Genomic DNA, 16,275 nt, shown 5'->3' on the forward strand with positions numbered 1-16,275 from the left:
CATGACAGAGATGCTGGTGCATTCCTCGGCGGCAATCGATCCGCGCGCAACGCTTGAAGAAGGCGTCGACGTCGGGCCGTTCGCTGTGATCGGACCGAATGTCACCCTGCGCAAGAACGTCAAGGTCCATGCCCACGCGGTCATCACGGGCGTGACCGACATCGGCGAGGGATGCGAAATTCATCCCTTCGCGGTGCTGGGCGGCCCTCCGCAAGACGTCAAATACAAGGGTGAGCGCAGCGAACTTTTCGTAGGCGCGCACACGATCGTGCGCGAGCATGTCACCATGAACGGCGGGACGGCGGGCGGTGGACATGTCACGCGCGTCGGCAGCCACGGCCTGTTCCTCGCGGGAAGCCATGTCGCGCATGATTGTCAGGTCGGCAACCATGTCATTCTGGTGAACAACGCGACGCTCGCGGGCCACGTCGTTGTCGAAGACTATGCCATTCTCGGGGGACTTTCGGCCGTTCATCAATGGGTGCGGATCGGCGCCTACGGCTTTGTCGGCGGCATGTCGGGCGTGGAGGCGGATGTGATCCCCTTTGGCATGGTCCTCGGCAACCGGGCGGCGCTCGCAGGGCTCAATATTCTCGGTTTGAAGCGGCAAGGCTTTGAACGCGAGCAGATCCACTCGTTACGCAAGGCGTATCGGCTTCTCTTCTCGGCTGAGGGCACGCTTTCCGAGCGGCTTGACGACGTCGAGAAGATGTTTCAGGGCGATGTGGCCGTGGAACGCATCGTGTCGTTCATGCGGGCCAAGACGGATCGCTCGTTCTGCGTGCCACGCGCCCAGGCATGACGGTCCCGGCCGGGATTGGAGAGCAGGGTGCGAAGGGCGGCGCGGCTGGCGAAGGATCCCGCATCGGGATCGTTGCTGGAGGCGGGACGCTGCCGGTTGCCGTCGCCGAAGCGGCTGCGGCGCGGGGCGAACGCCCTTACATCGTCGGCCTTCAGGGCAATGCATGCGCCGACATCGAGCGGTTTCCCCATAGCTATGCCGGCCTCGGCCAGATCGGTCGCATCCTCGGCGCGCTACGCCGCGAGGGCTGCAATCGCGTCGTCTTCGTCGGCAGCCTGCGTCGCCCCAATCTCTTCCGGTTGAAGATCGACGCCGGCTTCGTGCGCCACTTGCCCGAACTCCTGCGCCTGCTGCGTGGCGGCGACGACTCCGTGCTGCGTGGCGTTGCGCGATTTTTCGAGGCGCGCGGATTCGAGGTTCTGGCGGCACACGAAGTCGCGCCGCGGCTGCTCGCCCCGGCTGGCACATTCTCCCTGCGCGCTCCGGACGCGGAGGCGCTTGCCGACATGCGCCTCGCTTTCCGGGTCGCCCGCGCGCTGGGCAAGTACGATATCGGACAGGGCGCGGTCGTCGCTCGCGGCTATGTTCTCGCGGTGGAGGCTGCGGAAGGGACTGACGCCATGCTCGCGCGGTGTCGGGAGCTTAATCGCTGGGGGTTCAAGAACAGGCAGGGCGTGCTCGTGAAGACGCCGAAGCCGGGGCAGGATCTTCGCCTCGATATGCCCGCCATCGGCCCGAGGACGGTTGAACTTGCGGCAGAGGCGGGGCTCGCGGGGATCGCGGTGGCGGCTGGAGGTGTGCTCCTTGCCGAGCAACAGGCCATTGTGGAAAAGGCCGACGCTCACGGCCTGTTTCTCTATGGGGTCGACGAGGAAGCGTTGCCAGCTCAATAGCCAAAGGCGCGGTTCTCCGGGCGCTCGGCGCCAGAGGAACCGGTCTCGCGAGCGCTTTCGGGCCATGTGAATGGTCGTTCCCAAACGGCTGCGGCGGCCTGCATTTTTTTCGCGAATGGCTTTGCCCGCGTTCCATCCGGGCGGTAATTCGCCAACATCGGACGCGGAAGCTGATCGACAACACAAATCGACAGGAGCCGCATCCGATCTTGAGCGTATCAAAAAGCGCCTCTGCCTTTTCGTCTTGTCGCGCGTCTGAAAAACCGAGTCACAGTTTTCCGGACGCGCCCTGGCTAGGGCAGCCTCTTTGTTTGAACGCAAGGAGGCGCCGACATTCGATCACCAGCGGCCGAACAGCGAATCCAGAAATCCGCCCCGGAAGCTCGCATTGCTGCGCCAGACGCGTGGCGGCGCATCGGCCGCATCGTCCTCCGCGTAACGGTTGCGGCGCTGAGCGGACGCCATATCGAGTTCCACGGGCGCGAGGTGGTCCTTGCCTCGGGAGATTTGCGACCACTTTCCTTCGAGCGCCAGCGTAATGCGCCGCTCGTGGCCATAAACATCGGGGAAAGTGTGGAGCTTGCCGTCATCGTCCACAAGCGCCGTGAAATAGGTCATGTGGATGGGGATGCGCCGCTCGATCTCGAACTCGTTGTCGTTTCGGCCGGAGCGAACCGCTTCGCGCACCTGCGCCGCTTCGAGCCCCTTGTCTTCCCTCAGCAGGATTTCCGCGAGACCGATCGGATTTTGCACGCGCATGCAGCCGTGGCTGTACGTGCGCCGCGCCTTGTTGAACATCCATTTGTCGGGCGGATAGGCGTCATGCATGAAGACGGTGTGCTGGCTCGGGAAGGAGAACTTCACCTTGCCCATCACGCTCTTGGGGCCGTTCTCCTGCACCACGTTGAAGATGCGGATGTCGGTCCGGTACCAGTTGATGCGCCGCCAATCGACCGTCTGTCCGTTCTTGTCGCGAAGTTCAAGCTGCCATTCGCGCATCATTCCGCCGCCGCGCTGAAGGCTCGGCAGGATCTCGCGCACCTTGATGGATTCCGGCACGATCCAGGTCGGCTTGAACGTGATCTTCTTCAGTGTGCGCGTGAAGATCGGGGTCTGCTTGTCGAGCTGGCCCGTGACGATGCGTTCCTTGCGGACGACCTCGCCGTTCTTGACGACGCGCTGCATGAATTCCGGGATGTTGTTCCACACGTAAAGGTCGCCGAGGTCGGCAGGCATCCACCGCCACTGCTCCATGTTGGCGAGGAGGCGTTTGGCTTCCGCGCTCTGGCTCTTGTCGCGAAGCGCGAGATATTTCCGACGCAGCCTGTCGAATTGTGCGTGCTGGGGATGAAGGCTCCGAAGATAAGCATCCGGCTCCCCGCTGGCTGCGACGCTGTCGAGGATTACGTCGGGCTTGAGCAGTTGCGGGCGCCGGTCGAGATAGGAGCTGAGCTGTTCGGAAGGATTGATGATGCGGCCGCCCCGAGCAAAGCGCCCATATTTCAGCACCGCGCGCGAGATGGCGATTTCTTCGGAGGCGACGGTCTCCGGCTTCTGATCTCCGACGCGCGCGGCGGCCGTTTGCGCGCGTTGATCGAGCCCGGCGGGAAGCGTGAAGTCGCGCGGATCGAGGCCGTAATCCTCGGCGCGGGCAATTTCTGCCATGGCGCTCGTGGCTCTCGGTGTGGGCACGCCCGACATGTCGAGCCAGAGCGGGGCGAAGCGACGGGTCTCGTAAAACGACAACAGGGCCGCACGCTCGTTGCGCTCCTCCTCGTTGCCTCCGGCTGCGAGCGCCAGAAGCGCTTTTTTCAAAGCCTCGGCCTGTGGCGTGACCTGAGCCGGCGTTGCAGTCGCCTCGACGTCGTGACGCTCCTCGGGGGCGAAACGCTCTATCGCCGGGCGCTCCGCATCGTCGCCTGCTCCGGGAGCGCGGTCCTGGGGCGCCTCAACGGGGCTTTCCGGCTCGGTCTGCTGCGCCTGTGAAAACCCCGGCGACGCAAACGCCATCGCCGAGAGAACGAAGAACGCAAAAACAAGCTGCCCCGTCATTCCGATGCTCCTTCAACCGCATGATGGGGCACGATAGAGGGCGGAACTGGCGTGAAACCTGATTTAAAGAATCAGAAATACTTTGACCGGACGGCCTGAGGCGTGAACCTCGGTTTGCAGGGCATGGCGCGAGCCAGAGCCAAGGCGCGTCAGGGGGCGTCTAGAGATCGGCATGCGTCAAATCGGACGCGCGGAGAAGCCGATTGAAAACCAAGACCAGCAGCGTCGTTCTGCGTCTGATTTGCCGCGTCTGATTTGCCGCACGACGCTGTGGGGAGGTTTCTGCGGGGGCGCTCGCCGAAGGGCGGGCCGACATGAAAAGGCCGCCTTGCGGCGGCCCTAAGCGTTCAGCGGTATCTTCCGCTCATGGTTCCAGTTCGACGTCCCAATACAGATAGTCGAGCCAGCTTTGATGCAGATAGTTCGGCGGGAAGAAGCGCCCATTGCGATGAAGCTCATGGACCGTGGGCCGATAAGGCTTTAGCGCCGGAAACATCTTCGCCTTGGCGGGCATCTGGCCGCCCTTTTTCAGGTTGCATGGCGCGCAGGCGGCGGTGACGTTGTCCCAGCGCGTCTGGCCGCCCCGCGAACGCGGGATGACGTGGTCGAATGTGAGATCATGGGGAGAACCGCAATACTGGCATTGAAACTTGTCGCGCAGGAAGACATTAAAGCGCGTGAATGCCGGGTAAAGCGCTGGCTTCACAAAGGTTTTCAGCGAAACGACGCTGGGTAGCCTGATTTCCGCATTCGGGCTGCGGACAACCTTGTCGTAGAAGGAGACGATGTTGACGCGATCAAGAAAAACGGCCTTGATCGTCTCTTGCCAATTCCAGAGGGACAGAGGATAGTAGCTCAGCGGTTGGAAATCCGCGTTGAGCACGAGAGCCGGAAAGCTGTCCGGCGGAGACCCTAAAGAGGTCGCTGCGAAAGCTGTCACGTTCACCTTACCTCAACGATTGCCGTTAAGTCGGGGCCACGCTCGCACGTACGTCGCTCTATACACAGACGCGGATACTACATGCGCGTGTCAATTCTGTGAAGGGCGATGATGCACTTTCGTGCGGTTCGTGCGAAAAGCGTTTGAACGCTCGCCGCCGGACGAGGCTCGCATGGCATCGCGAAGAGAAGTCCAGGACGCGCTGACGCGCCTTGCTCCGAAAATTCCCGCCTTTGAATTCAATGCCATAGCCGATCACGCGATGGACAGTACGGGGCTTGCGAAAGCGTCGCCGGAAACGGCCGCCTGGCTGTCGATGGTCGCTTTTGTGCGCCATAATTTCACGGATTACGACGCGCTGCTGCATGATGGCTATGACCGAGCGGCAGCCAGGCATTTTGTCGCAGCCGAGATCGAAGGCGTTCTCGCGCGGTGGGGCGTTCGTCGGAAATTGTCGGCGGGTGAGTGAATCGCGGCGAACCCGGCCTCGAAAAGGCGAATTTCGGGCCTCGCGCACTGATTACTTCAGAGGGAGCGGTAATCGACCGCAGACGTGGTCGTTCCAGGCGGGGGCGCGTCGGGCTGGCGCATCGTCGCGGCGCGCCTACGCGTCCCGAAACAAAAACGCCCTCCGAAGAAGGGCGCTCTCACCATCTGCGAGGGCTCAAAGCTCCGTTCGCCTTGCAAACGTTCGCTTCAAGCCGTGTCTTGATCGCTCCGCGCTCGGCTGCTTTCGCACGAACGCGGCGTCACTTAACTTGCAACGCGCACCGGACGCATCAGGAAGGCCGGAACGTGATCGCCAAGGCCGACAACCGGCGCGGACGTTGCGGGCGGCAGAAGTTCGCGATGATAGCGCGATACGCTCGAACCGTCGCCGTTACGGCGATTGCGTGCGGGGCGCTCAGCCGTGGCAGCGGTGCGCGCGGGGCGGACGTCGCCGGCGGGCGCTGCTGCACCCTGACGGATCGGACGCACTTCCGCAGTTTCGCGAGGCTCGGCCGCTGCGACCGCGGCTTCCTTGCTCCGGCCGCGTCCGGCACCGCCACGTTCGCCCCGGCGAGACCGCTCGCGGCGTTCGCTGAAGTCTGTCGCGGCGAGATTCTCTGTCGAAGGTTCGCCGTCGATCCATTCGATCTTCGCCTTGCAGAGACTTTCGATGGCGCGCAGGCCCTTCATCTCCTTGGGTGTGACGATCATGGCGGCGTAGCCGTCGCGGCCCGCGCGGCCCGTGCGGCCGATGCGATGCACATAGTCCTCGGGGCTGATCGGCACATCGAAGTTGAACACATGGCTCACTTCGGGGATGTCGAGGCCGCGCGCGGCGACGTCGGACGCCGCGAGATAGGTGATTTCGCCCTTGCGGAAGGCTTCGAGCGTCGCCATGCGCTGACGCTGGTCGAGATCGCCGTGGAGGGCGCCCGCGTTGAAGCCGTGTTTGACGAGGGATTTATGAAGAACCGCGACGTCGCGCTTGCGATTGCAGAAGATGATCGCGTTCTGGATCGTCGCCGCCTCGGACCGCATCAGCTCGCGGAGGACATGGCGCTTCGTCTTGGAATCGGAGGGGGAGAACTTCAGCTTCTGCGTGATGTTCTTCGCCGCAGTGGACGGGGCGCTGACGCGAACCTGCTCGGGGTTCTTGAGGAACTGGTCGGTCAGCTTCTGGATTTCCGGCGGCATCGTCGCCGAGAAGAAGAGCGTTTGACGCGAGGGCGGAAGCAGCTTGCAGATACGCTCGATGTCGGGGATGAAGCCCATGTCGAGCATGCGATCTGCTTCGTCGATGACGAGGTAATCGACCGCGTTCATGAGAAGCTTGCCGCGTCCGAAGTGATCGAGAAGGCGGCCCGGCGTCGCGATGAGAATGTCCGCACCGCGTTCGAGCTTCTTTTCCTGATCGTCGAAGGACACGCCGCCGATGAGAAGCGCGACGGTGAACTTGTGCTGCGAACCGAGCGTCTCGAAGGCTTCGGCCACCTGGGCGGCCAGTTCGCGCGTCGGCTCAAGGATGAGCGAGCGCGGCATGCGGGCGCGAGCGCGCCCCTGTTCGAGCATGGTCAGCAGCGGTAGAACGAAGGAGGCCGTCTTGCCAGTTCCCGTCTGGGCGATGCCGACGACATCGCGGCCCTCTAGGGCGAAGGGGATTGCCTGGGCTTGAATTGGGGTGGGTGTGGTATACCCTGCTGCCTCGATGGCAGCCAGCACTTTGTCGCTGAGCTTAAGGTCTTTAAAAGTCATATCCCGTTGGGTTTTTGGAACCACGTCATCATGGGTTCGGTGAGTATCATCCGCACAATGCAGATCGATGACAGCATGCGTCAGGCACTAGTATCCAGCGTCGCATTAGCGGGCAGATTGCGACCCACATCGGATTACCATGCTGCCTGGAAGTGCTGCTTGGGCAGATTTCTGAAATTCTGCCTTGACGCTTGGCGCGAATATGATCTCAACACCTCGCGCAGTCAACCCCGTATGGGTGTATTTGCTGATTAACACGGGTGTTATGACGCTGATGCAACAGGCTCAGACCGAGGCGTGCGCCTTTTCAAGCGCGGCCTCCACAAGACGCTCGCTCTCCGTCCAGAGGCGCAGGGCAGCGTGCCGGTCTTCGGCGATGGGGTTCGGTCGCGCCGGTCGCTCCTTCACGAAGTAAAGCCCGGTTTTGCCTTCGATTTCCGTCGCGGTCGCGACGTATAACGAGTTTTCCGCGCCCTGCTCGGGTGTGAGCACCAGAGGCTTCAGAAGCGACCAGGCCGCGCCCATGACGCCGCCGACATTGCCGATGCCGGTGCCGACGACGCCCGGATGCAGGCAGTTCGCCGTGACGGGCTTCGGAGGCAGACGTCGGGCCAGTTCCACCGTGAAGAGGACGTTTGCGAGCTTGGACTGCGCATAGGCACCGAACACACTGTAGCGCCGGCTGGACTGAAGGTCGCCGAAGTCGATGGACGCGCGGTTCGAGGCGTTCGAGGCAACGGTCACGATGCGCGCCTTGCGCCGTTCCTCGCCGCTGCCCGCGAGCGCGGGAACAAGCCTGTTCGTGAACAGGAACGGCGCGAGATGGTTTACCGCGAAGGTCATTTCGTAGCCGTCGACCGTCAGCTCACGGACCGGCGCGAAGGCGCCGACATTGTTCACGAGGATGTGGATTTCGTTATAGCCGTCGGCGATCCGCTGGGCCGCGTTGTCGACGGATTTCAGGCTTGCGAAATTCGCGAGCACGACATCCGGTTCGTTGCCTCCGCTTTGCCGCGCGATCAGCCGCTTCGCATCGTCGCCGCGCGCCTGGCTGCGGCAGACCAGAACGACCTTCGCGCCCGCCTTGGCGAGGCCGAGCGCGGTGTAAAGGCCGATGCCGGAACTCGCGCCGGTGACGACGGCGATCCGTCCGGCCTGGCTTGGGATGGGCCGCTTTTCCTTCCGGTCGAGCGAGAGTTTCATGCGCGCCTCGCGAGGGTCTTCGGTTATAACTACCTTTCATTCCTATATATGTGACGCGAGGCTCTTTGCGACACGCCCGGCGCGATGTTCTTTGGCATCTCCGGCCCGATCACATAGTTGCAGCGTCGTGCCGCGCATCGGATGCGGCTCGACGCTTGCGTTCAAATGTCGATCAGCTTGTCTCCGTCAAATCGCGTCCGATTTTACGCGGGCCGATCTAGAAATTGACGAGATATCGCTCTGTCTCGACCGGCGTCACCTGCGCCTCAAGAAAATCGACCTCACGCTCGGCCTGACGCACCAGAATCGCAAGGCGATCCTCGCCGATCACTCGCTTCAGGAACTCTGACGATTTGGCGAGCGCAATCGCGGTCGGCAGATCGCGCGGGAGCGGCGGCAGGTCGGGCTGCTCATAGGCGTTGGTCGCAATCGGAGCGCTTGTCAGTTCCAGCCCCTCCTCGATGCCGTCGAGCCCTGCGGCGATGTCTGCGGCGAGCAGATAGTAGGGGTTGGCGTCGGCCGAGCCGTCCCGCTTCTCGATGCGGACCTGATGATCCTTGCCCTCGATGACCCGGAACGCAACCGTTCGATTGTCGTAGCCCCAACTGACATTGGTCGGGCAGAAGGTGTAGGGACGCCGCCGCCGGAAGGCATTGGGCGTGGTCGATACGGCGAGCGCGGATTCAGCGATGCGGCGTTCCAGCCCGGCGAGAAATGAGCGGCCGAACCTGGACAGGCGGCCTCCATCGGCGAACAGGTTCACTCCCTCCCGCCAGACCGAATAGTGCGCGTGGAAGCCGCTGCCCGACTGGTCGATAAAGGGCTTGGCCATGAAGGTGGCGATATAGCCGTGGCGCGCGGCGATTTCCTTGATCGCGGTCCTGAACAGCACCACCCGGTCCGCTCCGGTGAGCGCATCGGCGTGGCGAATGTTCACTTCCACCTGACCGGGCGCATATTCCGGGTTCGACTGCTCGATCGGGATGCCGAGCGCTTCGAGATACTTGCGGATCGGACCGAGAACGGGCTCGAATTGCGCCGAGCGGCCGATGCCGTAAACCGAGATGCCCTTGTCCTTCGGCCGTTTCGTCTCAGGATCGAGAAGGTAGAATTCGAGTTCGGTTCCCACCTCTATGGTCAGTCCAAGCCGCGCTGCGCGCTCGACCTGGGTGAGGAGGGCGACGCGGGGGTCGATCGGCACGGGCTTGTGATCGACGGTTTCGGCGCGGCCGACCGTGATGGCGACGCCCGGTTCCCATGGCACCGCCACCGGTGCGGCCAGCGGAAAAAGATGCACGTCCGGGTAGCCATTATCGAACGAGCAGAAGGGCGTGTCCCAGATGTCGCTCGTCATGTCGAGCGCGAAAATGGCCGCACAGGTGGCATTGCCGTCTTCGCAAGTCGTCGCCCAGTTGCTGGCGGGAATGCGCTTGCCGCGCATGACGCCGTTCACATCGCCAACGCCCAGTACGACGGTATGCGTTCCATCCGGCAGCGGTAGTAAAGAACCTGACATGAAGCCCCCTCCAAAATACTCGATATAGTCGATAATTTTAATGGACATGGCAACCGAAGTTTGCGGGTGTGTGGGCGCTTCGGGGCAAGGAATCGCAGGCACGCAAAAAAAGCCGCGTCGGATAAACGCGGCTTTCGATGGATGCGCGATGTTGGGAGGACGCGTCAGCGCGTGAGAATGACGAAATCCGTATATTCGCCGGTTTCGTTGCTGATCCCTGAATCCGAGACGATGATGGAACCGCCGGACCAGAGCATCTCCGAAATCTTTTCTTCCACCTCCTCCGGGATCTCGATGCGGTCGAGCGCGGCCGACGCGGATACGTTCGGGGCCGAACGCTGCTGTTCTTCCTCACCCTTGCGGCGACGGGAACGCGACTCGACAAGGTCTTCGCTCGGTTCCGTGAGCGTCATGGAAAGCCAGCGGAGCTTGGGCGCCTTGTCCGCGCTCCCTTTCGCGGGCTGCATGGCCATGTAAAGGTGTGTGCCGAGCGGCTTGCCGGGTTCGCGGATGGTAATCGGCACATCGAACACCTTGATGTAGTTCTGGCGAACGTAAAGCCGCTGGTTCTTCCGGCTGATGAAGACCGAAACCGGCGCGAGCCTGCGCTTCCAGAACAGTGTGCCGTTGGCCGCCTGCGACCGGGACACGTCGAGCTGACGGAACGCCTTCAGTGCCTCGGCTGCGGCTCCGTCCTTATCCGCCTTGGCACGCTCCGCGGCCTCGACCTGAGTCTGAGCCTCCTTCACCTTCGTCTCGGCTTCGGCTTTTGCAGCTTCAGCTTCGGCGCGCTTGGGCTCGTTGTCTCCCAAGCGGCTCAGGCGCTTGTCAGCCGCGTCGAGGCGGCCCTTGGCCACGGATAACGCAATTTGCGCGTTGCGAAGGTCTGTCGCGGCAATGCGCTGTTCCTGCACGCGCGCTTCCACCGCGCGGCGGGCGGGACTTGCAGCGCGTTCGGCATCCTCAGCGCTCTTCGCTGCGATCTTCGTCATGGCGAGCGCGTATTCGCGCGGGTTCAGGAGCTTGTCTGTTGCGTCGGCTCTGTCGTGCGTCTCCGCCTTGACGTCGATCTTTTGCGCCTCGTCGCCGTTCCGTTCGGCGACATTCACCGCGTTGGCAAGAATGCGGTCGGAAATCGAGGCAACATGATCGTTGCCGGGGGCCTGCAACATCGCAGGTTCCGGCAGCTTCGCGTGCGAAAACGGCATCGGCACCACATCGCCCTTTGCCACGATCACCCGCTCGGTGCCCTCGGTCGCGCTGAACATGCGGCTGGCGAAATCGTAGGGGAGGCGGATGCAGCCATGGCTCGCGGGATAGCCCGGAAGAACGCCCTGATGCATGGCCACGCCAGACCAGGTCAGCCGCTGCATGAACGGCATCGGAGCGCCGCTATAGATGTTCGAGCGGTGATGCTTGTTCTTCTGGATGATGTTGAAGATGCCGGTTGGCGTTGCGTGGCCGCGCGAGCCCGATGAGATCGGTGCTTGCGCATAGATGCCGTCGTTCGAGTAGGCGGTGACGCGTTGCTTGCCGATATTCACGACGAAAAACAGGGGGCGGTTCAGAGGCGCGGGAGCAGGCGCTTCCACCTTCTGTCTAGGACGGTCGTAAGAACGATTTCGCGTCCGCGCGTCTGCCGCGTCGAGCGGTGCAAGGGCGGCGGCGAAGCATAAGCACAGGGCAAGGTAGCCGCCGAAGGTCTTACGGAGCGAATTATTCACGGGACCGGCCCCCCCAGCCGTAGCTCGACGCATCATGGTAAGCCTTTTCCGTTTTTGGCGTCGTGAGCGAAGACGCGGCGTCGGATCGAACGCACACGGCAAATCAGGGGACGCCTTAACAAAAGGGTTCTCTATAAGGTTCATAGGGCCGCAGGAGTTACAATTCGGTGTGCGCGCGGTCGTTACGCTGTCGGGATCTCCCCCTGCCAGCGGCTCTGAAGCGAGCCGAGCAGCCAGTCGACTATGATGAGGATGGTTCCGAGAGCCAGAAAAAGCGCCGAAAACAATAACCCGCTCCATAACACGCTGGGGTAACCGCGCTCCGCCACGTTCAGGAACGGGTAGGGATAGAAGCCCGTCAAAGCTCCGTGAACGAGCGTCCAGGCGAAGAAAGCTGCGGGAGGCAGGAGCCAGGGCAACTGGTCCTTCAGCCGAAGCGTCCCCTTGGGAACAAGAAGAATCCAGTAGCCGGCGAAAAGAGCGGGCACGACGAAATGAAGCGTTCGCTCGGCCAGAAATTCGATGCCCGATGGCGCGTACAGATGACGCAGGAGCGCAGCATAAACGGTGGCGACCACGATGATGTAGACGGCGAGCGCGGTATTTGCCGACGGCCTGTTCCAGATGCGCGCGTCGGACGCGTTCGCGGCGGTTGCGACGAGAGCGGTCGCGATGGCGAGATTTGTCAGGATCGTGAAATAGCTGAAGTAGTTGAGGATCGCGCCGCCGACGCTGTGGCCGGAAGGATGGGCGTACTCGACCGCAATATAAAGCTGAATGGCCAGCGCGGTCACGCACAAGGCGGCAATGAGCGTTGCGGTCAGCCGTCTTACGAGCATCGGGCAATGTCCTCCTTTACCTGTTACAGCGGAGGACGAACAGCCGGGACGCGGCTTTGTGCCCGGTCCCGGCTTAATTTCTGCGCGGCTCGAAGCTGCCGCGTTCTCACTTCGGTCGACCGGCGACTTGCAGCATCAAGCCTCAATCAGACGCGGCAGGACGCTTTAGGTCTGCGTTGCCGATCGACTTGTCTGCGTCAAATCGATGCCCGATCTAGGCCGCCGTGCCGCCGGACTGCGCATGCACGCGGTCGCGCTTGATGGCGAGCTTGTTCAGCGCCGAGACATAGGCGCGCGCCGAGGCGACCATCGTATCGGTATCGGAGCCGCGCCCGGTGACGGTCTTGCCGCTTTCCTCCAGCCGAACGCTCACCTCGGCCTGCGCGTCGGTGCCCTCGGTCACCGCATGCACCTGATACAGCGGCAGCCGCGCGTCATGGGGGACGATGGTCTTGATCGCATTGAATGTGGCGTCGACCGGCCCGTCGCCCGTCGCTTCCGCCGTTTCCTGCTTGCCATTGACTTCGAGCGTGATCGTCGCCTTCTGCGGGCCGCTCGTGCCGGCGATGACTGTCAGGGCCACAACCTTCACGCGGTCGTTCGCCTGCGCGATTTCCTGATCGACCAGCGCTTCGATGTCCTCATCGTAGACATGCTTCTTGCGGTCGGCCAGCGCCTTGAAGCGCACGAAGGCATCCTCGAAGGCGTTGTCGCCCAACTCGTAGCCCAGATCGCGCAGCTTCTCGCGGAAGGCATGGCGCCCCGAATGCTTGCCCATGACGAGCGAGCTTGCGCGCACGCCGACGCTTTCCGGCGTCATGATTTCGTAGGTCGAGGCGTTTTTCAGCACGCCGTCCTGATGGATGCCGGACTCATGGGCGAATGCGTTCTTGCCCACGATGGCCTTGTTATACTGCACCGGGAACGCGGTGACGGCCGAGACGAGGCGCGAGGCGCGCGCGATCATCGTGGTGTCGATGTTGGTCCAGTAGGGCATGACGTCGTTGCGCGTCCTGATCGCCATCACGACTTCTTCCAGCGCCGCGTTGCCGGCGCGCTCGCCGAGGCCGTTGATCGTGCATTCGATTTGCCGCGCCCCTGCCTTCACGCCCGCCAGGCTGTTCGCGACGGCCAGGCCCAGATCATTATGGCAATGCGTGGAGAATATCACGTCGTCCGCGCCCGGAACGCGCTCCTTCAGCATCGTGATGATGTCGACGAACTCGTCAGGCACCGTATAGCCGACCGTGTCGGGGATGTTGATGGTGGTCGCGCCCGCCTTGATGGCGGCTTCCACCACGCGGCACAGATAGTCGGGTTCGGTGCGAGTCGCGTCCATCGCCGACCATTCGACATCGTCGACCAGGTTGCGCGCGCGGGTAACGGACGATACGACCGCATCGAACACCTGCTCGGCGCTCATCTGCAACTGGTATTGCCGGTGCAGCGGCGAGGTGCCGATGAAGGTGTGAATGCGGCCGCGCTTCGCGTGGCGAACGGCCTCGCCCGCGCGGTCGATGTCCTTTGGATTGGCGCGCGCCAATCCGGCGATCACCGCGTTTTTCGAGCGCTTCGCGATCTCGGCCACGGATTCGAAGTCGCCCACCGACGCGGCGGGAAAGCCCGCCTCGATGATGTCGACGCCCATTTCGTCGAGGATTTCGGCGACCTGCATCTTCTCTTCGAAGTTCATTGTCGCGCCGGGACACTGCTCGCCGTCGCGCAGCGTTGTGTCGAAGATCAGGATGCGGTCTTTTTCGGAGCGGGCGACGGACGCGTCTGCGGAAGCGGGGGAATTGGAAACGGTCATTTAAAGGAGTCCTTACCTGGATGTGTGGAGCATATCACAAACCGGGCAAGACCTCTAATGGAGCGCCCGGGCTTTAACCCCCAAGCGCTCGCCCGTTCGCCGGACCGTCAGCGCTCAGGGGCAGATAAGGAGAAGGAGGCCGCTCGTGGCGGGGCGCATGCGTGCGCTGGCGCAGGCCGAGGCATAAGCCCCGAAGCCCGAAGAATGCGCGTCAGACATGGCCATTGTGATTTCCATGGGCATCCTATCGCACATCTTCAGGCTCCGGACAAGGTGGTCGAACGGCTAACGTCGATACGCCGCAACGGCTCAAGCCACCGGCGTCTTGTCGTTGTGAGGCCGGTATTTCTCCGCCTCCAACTCTTCGATCTTGTGATGACTGTCGGACATGCGGTCCATGATCGCGAACAGAACGCCCGAAACGACGAACGTGAGATGCAGCACCAGCCGCCAGATGATCTCGTCCTGGCTGACATTCTTGATGTTTACGAAGGTCTTGAGAAGCTCGATGCCGGAGATGGCGACGATCGTGCCCATCAGTTTGATCTTGAGGTCGGAAAACGTGATGTGCCCCATCCAGTCCGGCCGGTCCTCATGGTCGACGATGTGCATCTTGGAAACGAAAATCTCGTAGCCCGCGAACACGATGATGAGCACGAGATTGGCAACCATCACGATGTCGACGAGCGAGAGCACGGTTACGATCACCTTGCCCGGTTCGGCGCCGACCAACACCTCGGGCGCAAACTTGATGAACTCGCGGACGAACGTGATGAGCAGCAGACCCAGCGAAATGACGAGGCCCAGATAGAACGGCGCGAGCAGCCAGCGGCTTGCAAAAATCCCTGATTCAAGAGCATTTTCGATGCGCTTCATTAATCCTCCGATGGGTGGCGATCCGGAACCGGACCGCGGGTGCGGGAAAACTCACACGCCGCTCCAGCAGATGCTTCACAGTGCATCTTGCGGCGACATGGCAATGCCTTAATATTCCTTTTTAGCGATGGCAGAATTTCGTGCCAGAAGCTAGTCTCCCGATTACGGAGTTCGCCGGACGTCGCGGCGGGCTTCCGAGCGGCTACGGATTTCGGACGGCACCAGCAAAGCCTACGTTTCTGATGTGGTTTCGGAATTTGGAGTTTCCAGGCGGTTGCGTGCCGGATGGTGGAACTTCAAGTCCGCACCACGGGATGGGGAACGGCAGTTCATGCCGTGACTGACACAAAGAGGTTTCATGCGCATACCCTCCAACGGCCGGTCTGGCGGACTGCCTTCGTTCAGATCGAAGCCCCTGTCATTCCTCCGGCTCGCGGCGAAGCGTCGGCGGCGTTTCCCGATCTTTCCGCTCAGGAAGCCGAAGCGGATTTACGGCAAGATCGGAAATCTCGAAGTGCGCCTCGCACGTTCGGTGGCGGATATCAAGAAGGCGCAGCGGCTGCGTTTCGAAGTCTTCTACAAGGAGATGGCAGCCATCGCGGATGCGCGGACCCGCATCAAGAAGCGCGACGAGGATCAATACGATCCGATTTGCGATCACCTGCTGGTCGTCGACAAGGCGGTGGAACGCGCCGCGAAGCGGCCATGGCCGAAGCGGTCGAAGGTGGTCGGCACCTATCGCGTGCTCCTTCAGGACGTCGCCGAGAAAAATCAGGGCTTCTACACGCAAGGTGAATACGATATCGCGCCCCTCATCGAGAGGAAGCGCGCAACGCACACATTCATGGAACTCGGCCGCTCCTGCGTGCTGAAACCGTACCGCAACAAGCGCACGGTGGAACTCCTCTGGCAGGGCCTCTGGAACTACATCCGCGAGCAGCGCGCCAACGTCATGATCGGCTGCGCGAGCTTTCCCGGCACCGATCCGAAGGAACACGCCCTGGCGCTCTCCTTCCTGCATCATTTTTCGCGCGCCCCGGATGAATGGCTCGTGTCCGCGCACCCCGACATCAAGGTCGATATGAACATGATCCCGAAGGAGGAGATCAACCCGAAGGAGGCGCTCAAGGGCATGCCGCCGCTCATCAAGGGGTATCTTCGTCTCGGCTGCTATATCGGCGACGGTGCGGTGGTGGACAAGCAGTTCGGCACGACGGACGTGCTGATCGTGCTGCCGCTCGAAGCCATCGATTCGCGGTACTTCTCGCATTTCGGCGCGCCTGACGAGACGCCGGCGCAGGGACGCAAGGGCCGCGCGGTTCATTAAGCCCGCGCGCTCGACGGTCGACATCTTCGGCGTCGCCTGCAGGTGGCTCAGA

Annotated in this window: 13 protein-coding genes; 4 read left to right on the top strand and 9 right to left on the bottom strand. The window is 62.3% G+C overall.

Features of this window, described 5'->3' with window-relative positions; genetic code table 11:
* Position 1: 1 nt before the first annotated feature.
* Positions 2–802: an acyl-ACP--UDP-N-acetylglucosamine O-acyltransferase gene (gene lpxA, locus QM659_RS06005; protein WP_127076997.1), complete on the top strand. Its 801-nt coding sequence runs from the start codon at positions 2–4 to the stop codon at positions 800–802.
* Complete coding sequence (locus QM659_RS06010) at positions 799–1,695, top strand: LpxI family protein (RefSeq protein ID WP_415187729.1); 897 nt, start codon at positions 799–801, stop codon at positions 1,693–1,695. Before lpxA ends, QM659_RS06010 begins: the two co-directional genes overlap by 4 nt.
* A 339-nt stretch (positions 1,696–2,034) precedes the next feature.
* Here QM659_RS06010 and QM659_RS06015 read toward each other — a convergent pair whose 3' ends face one another.
* Together QM659_RS06015 and QM659_RS06020 are read right to left on the bottom strand one after the other, a co-directional pair.
* Positions 2,035–3,747, bottom strand: coding sequence for a L,D-transpeptidase family protein (locus QM659_RS06015; RefSeq protein ID WP_415187730.1), 1,713 nt, complete (start codon positions 3,745–3,747; stop codon positions 2,035–2,037).
* Positions 3,748–4,111: 364 nt separating this feature from the next.
* Entirely contained in the window at positions 4,112–4,687 is a 576-nt protein-coding gene (locus QM659_RS06020) for an HNH endonuclease (protein ID WP_127076994.1), read from the bottom strand.
* Positions 4,688–4,859: 172 nt separating this feature from the next.
* On the opposite strand from QM659_RS06020, the gene QM659_RS06025 reads away from it, so the two are divergent.
* Positions 4,860–5,156, top strand: coding sequence for a DUF2293 domain-containing protein (locus tag QM659_RS06025; protein ID WP_415187731.1), 297 nt, complete (start codon positions 4,860–4,862; stop codon positions 5,154–5,156).
* 284 nt (positions 5,157–5,440) lie between these two features.
* On the opposite strand, the gene QM659_RS06030 is transcribed toward QM659_RS06025, so the two are convergent.
* From QM659_RS06030 to QM659_RS06060, 7 genes are all read right to left on the bottom strand, one after another.
* A complete protein-coding gene (locus QM659_RS06030; RefSeq protein WP_127076992.1) occupies positions 5,441–6,928 on the bottom strand; it encodes a DEAD/DEAH box helicase in 1,488 nt (495 codons plus the stop codon).
* Positions 6,929–7,213: 285 nt separating this feature from the next.
* A complete protein-coding gene (locus QM659_RS06035) occupies positions 7,214–8,131 on the bottom strand; it encodes an SDR family oxidoreductase (protein WP_415187732.1) in 918 nt (305 codons plus the stop codon).
* 217 nt (positions 8,132–8,348) lie between these two features.
* Positions 8,349–9,647 carry a glutamine synthetase family protein gene (locus tag QM659_RS06040; protein WP_415187733.1) on the bottom strand — a complete coding sequence of 433 codons (1,299 nt, stop codon included), beginning with the start codon at positions 9,645–9,647 and terminating at the stop codon, positions 8,349–8,351.
* Positions 9,648–9,811: 164 nt separating this feature from the next.
* The gene (locus tag QM659_RS06045) at positions 9,812–11,371 is read right to left on the bottom strand and encodes a L,D-transpeptidase family protein (RefSeq protein WP_415187734.1); all 1,560 of its coding nucleotides are present in this window, start codon (positions 11,369–11,371) and stop codon (positions 9,812–9,814) included.
* A 182-nt stretch (positions 11,372–11,553) separates the two neighbouring features.
* Positions 11,554–12,210, bottom strand: coding sequence for a Pr6Pr family membrane protein (locus tag QM659_RS06050; RefSeq protein ID WP_415187735.1), 657 nt, complete (start codon positions 12,208–12,210; stop codon positions 11,554–11,556).
* A 214-nt stretch (positions 12,211–12,424) separates the two neighbouring features.
* Positions 12,425–14,020, bottom strand: a complete 1,596-nt coding sequence (locus QM659_RS06055) for a 2-isopropylmalate synthase (protein ID WP_127076987.1) — start codon at positions 14,018–14,020, stop codon at positions 12,425–12,427.
* A 309-nt stretch (positions 14,021–14,329) separates the two neighbouring features.
* Positions 14,330–14,896 carry a TIGR00645 family protein gene (locus tag QM659_RS06060; RefSeq protein WP_303484248.1) on the bottom strand — a complete coding sequence of 189 codons (567 nt, stop codon included), beginning with the start codon at positions 14,894–14,896 and terminating at the stop codon, positions 14,330–14,332.
* A gap of 358 nt (positions 14,897–15,254) precedes the next feature.
* Between QM659_RS06060 and QM659_RS06065 the strand changes: the two genes are divergently transcribed.
* Positions 15,255–16,223, top strand: a complete 969-nt coding sequence (locus QM659_RS06065; protein WP_415187736.1) for a GNAT family N-acetyltransferase — start codon at positions 15,255–15,257, stop codon at positions 16,221–16,223.
* Positions 16,224–16,275: the final 52 nt, after the last annotated feature.

Origin of the sequence: Rhodomicrobium sp. (genome assembly GCF_047605405.1) — a bacterium.
In the GTDB taxonomy this organism is placed as follows: Bacteria; Pseudomonadota; Alphaproteobacteria; order Rhizobiales; family Rhodomicrobiaceae; genus Rhodomicrobium; species Rhodomicrobium lacus.